4 protein-coding genes are annotated in these 3,335 nt (G+C 50.5%); 3 read left to right on the plus strand and 1 reads right to left on the minus strand.

The features are described 5' to 3' along the window. The first annotated feature begins 548 nt into the window (after positions 1-548). Positions 549-1,415 (plus strand): phage integrase N-terminal domain-containing protein, encoded by an 867-nt coding sequence (locus IC617_RS18705; protein WP_191146504.1) that lies wholly within the window; start codon positions 549-551, stop codon positions 1,413-1,415. A 128-nt stretch (positions 1,416-1,543) separates the two neighbouring features. Further along, positions 1,544-1,753, plus strand: a complete 210-nt coding sequence (locus IC617_RS18710; protein WP_191146505.1) for a hypothetical protein — start codon at positions 1,544-1,546, stop codon at positions 1,751-1,753. Between the two features lie 47 nt (positions 1,754-1,800). Here the strand turns inward: IC617_RS18710 and IC617_RS18715 are convergent, their stop codons facing one another. After that, positions 1,801-2,364, minus strand: a complete 564-nt coding sequence (locus tag IC617_RS18715) for a replication/maintenance protein RepL (RefSeq protein WP_191146506.1) — start codon at positions 2,362-2,364, stop codon at positions 1,801-1,803. A gap of 353 nt (positions 2,365-2,717) precedes the next feature. Between IC617_RS18715 and IC617_RS19140 the strand changes: the two genes are divergently transcribed. Further along, positions 2,718-3,062 (plus strand): GIY-YIG nuclease family protein, encoded by a 345-nt coding sequence (locus IC617_RS19140; RefSeq protein ID WP_369410435.1) that lies wholly within the window; start codon positions 2,718-2,720, stop codon positions 3,060-3,062. Positions 3,063-3,335: the final 273 nt, after the last annotated feature.

Below are 3,335 nucleotides of genomic sequence, written 5' to 3' on the forward strand. Positions count from 1 at the left end.
AAGGCGGTCGTGCAAGGTGGGTAAGCAATGCTCGATGGGAAAGGGTGTCACTCGCAGCAACAGCGGGGAGTGACACCCTGCGAACAATGCTTGTCATACGGAACTGAGAGCAGAAAAACAGAATTACGATGGGGTGACGCCGAGACGCATAAAGCGCCAACAGGGGTTGCTCAGAGGCTTTCTGTGGGTACGATGAACGGGACTTACATGCGGCCATTGCCGAACAGAAATCGACAAAAAACTTCAGAATAACCAGCGCATTTTTTGGCTTTCACGTCCCCACGGGACTCCCTCTGGTAACTGCAAATCCACACGGCCTACGGCTCGTTCGGTTGCAATGCGACACGCTGAGTAAGCAAAAACGCTCCCTGTCTGCCTGTGCAGAATACGACGCTTGAGAAGCGCGTATGAGCATTAACACTAACCAGTTCTCAGAATTTACCTTGCTCGTCACCAGAGCCTAACCAGCCCAAAAACGCTGAAATAAATTGATGATCGGGGTCGAAATAGACCCCATTTTTCTCTGATTAAAATTTCATGGGTGTGTTATGGCTTCAGATTTCCTCTATCAAGCAAAAGGCTTGCTGCGACAGCATCGAGTAGGCTCCCAAGCAACTCAGGCCGCACGTTTAAAAACAATGACGCTGATAGACAGGCAGCTTCGAGAAGCGGGCGTGAAGCGGCTCCAGCTCCGAAATCTGAAACCAAAGCACATCGAGCGCGTTCTGAGCCTCTGGAAAGAGCAAGGCTTGAGCGCCGGTACGATCAAAAACCGGATGGCGCATATTCGATGGGTATCTGAGCGAATCGGTAAATCGGGCCTGTGCGCGGCCTCAAACGCTTCGATGGGTATTGAGCAGCGTCAGTACGTCACAAACGAGCAAAAAGCCGTACAGCTCGATTTTGGAGCCTTAGAGCGCATATCTGAGCCGCACCTGAGAATGTCTTTTCGATTGCAGGAAGCTTTTGGTCTTCGCCGTGAAGAGGCGATGAAGATTCAGCCCATGCAGGCCGATAAGGGAACGCACCTGCACCTTCACAAGACCAAAGGCGCTCGACCAAGGGATGTTGCGATCCGTACCGAGGTACAGCGGAAACTGCTGGACGAAGCTAAAGCGCTGGCGCGTAGCGGCTCACTAATTCCTTCCGAGCGTACATACAAGCAACAAATGAAGCTCTACGAACGGGAGGCAATCAAGCTAGGAGCAGGCTTCAAGGGACACGGCTTGCGTCACGCCTATGCGCAGCAGCGCTACCTAGAACTAACTGGGCGATTAGCTCCAGCCGCAGGAGGCGAGTCCACCAAAGGGCTTTCAGGGGAAGCGAAGACGCTGGATTTTGAGGCCAGAATGCAGATTTCAAACGAGCTGGGACACGGTAGGGAGAGCGTCACTGCGGTTTACCTGGGCCGCTGATATACTGCCCTCAAAAGCAAAGCAGGGGGAAGCATGAGTACCATTCAAATCATCGGGTTGGTTGCAGCAGCACTAACGGTTGTTATCCTCTTTGGCGGGGCTTGGTGGGGTTCGTGTCGAGGTGGCAAATGAGCGTAACCAAGGCTGACGTTTTCCTGTCTGATATGGCCTACAAAGAGCGACTATCAATGCCGCCTGAGTTGAGGCCGGACGTAGAGCAACCGCCTTGCTGGGTGGAGATTGCAACGTCTCTGGAAGTCGTGCCGGATGAACGCTCTAGCTCGATGCCGGACGATGAAGAAGATTGGGACGATTTCGAGCGCTGGGCGCTGGAATAAGGCGCTGGGGTTGTGAGTGTCCCATTCTGGGATAGTTTTCAACTGTGCTACTCCTGCTCAATATTGGGGCAGGGCTTCTTGCGGCGATACTCTTTGATAAACGCTACCCGATCACCTTTGAAAAACAATGCAGGATTTACCCAATAGAGATTCCCTGCTCTTGGGGAGATAAAACCAAGCAATAAAAGCTCTTTGAGACCATTTTGAAAAGTCCTTTCGGACATACCTATGTCCCTACCTTGTAGCCCATCACCAAACCAGTGGATAAATACCGCATCTGCAAACCCCCCTGACATCTTGGTGTCTTGATATTCATCCAATATCGCTTGAAATACCCTCATGCCTGTTCGGGTAAGCCCATACATGGCTTTTACGCCCTCTGCGAAAATCTTCACAAACTCTTTGTCGTCCTTTTCCTCTACGGTGTGGATAGAGGCTACTGCTCGCACTTCTCCTGTCGTTGGGTCTACCAGTTCATTTGATTTCGCTGCTCGAACATAGCGCCTTTTAGTTTCGACAGTCTTAGGTTCAACTAACGGATTGAAATCAGGGCTAAATTGCCTGTTAAGCTCTCTTAACGTAGGGGTCTTAGTTCTCTTTTTTTCACTCATACCGCAGAAATCCATGCTGAATATTACACTTTCAGCGTAACGTGATTTCAAGCAAACCGCAACAAATGAGGCCAAAAGTTGCGGTTCTAGGTGTAAGTGTCTGCGGTTTAAGTGCAAAGACTTGCGGTAACGATCTAGGTTTTATGCGGCCTCTGGAGGCGCTGCTTCTCACTCTATACAAAGTATGCCGAAAGAGTTGTCCACAAATGCACATGAGCCTGACGGGGTTTTCATGGGTTTACCCGTGGAAATGGAAACCCTGTCAGAAAGCGATTGTGTAGTTGTGTGTCAACTCATACTCGGAGTTAAAATCAAGAAATAAAAGAAAGGGGCGTGCCTTGAAAAATTACGTTGTGTATTGGATCAGAGAAGTTGGGAACACCGAGCCAGAAAGCCAAGGGTACATAGGGGTTACGAACGACCCCAAGAGGCGCTGGAAGCGCCATAGAAACAAAGTTTCTAAACCCAAAGGGAAGCGCAGTGATTACTACAAGGTGTACCGTGAAATGCGGTCTAAGGGGCTTAATAGATACCGATTTGAAATACTGCACAGAGGCTTAGATAAAAACTCTGCCTACCATATTGAATACGCATTAAGACCGCATGATGAAATTGGCCTAAACACCGCCAGAGGCGGCTATCCAACATCTCCCAAAAAGCTAAGCCCTATAGACCAAGAATGCCAGCCCATTTCCTAGCGCAAGCGCTAGGGGGCTGAACGGGTGCAATCATGGAGCTGCTTTTTGCCTTCGGCCTTTGAGCTTTCGAGCAAACCAAATGTTCCGTTGCCTGCGGCGCTGTCGCTTCGCTCCCTGTTTGGCAGGGAAAGGGGCGAGTTGTGAAACGCTTATCCACGGAAGTGCTACCGCCAAACAAAGGCGGTCGTGCAAGGTGGGTAAGCAATGCTCGATGGGAAAGGGTGTCACTCGCAGCAACAGCGGGGAGTGACACCCTGCGAACAATGCTTGTCA

The sequence above is a fragment of the Neiella litorisoli genome (assembly GCF_014773395.1).
GTDB lineage: Bacteria > Pseudomonadota > Gammaproteobacteria > Enterobacterales > Neiellaceae > Neiella > Neiella litorisoli.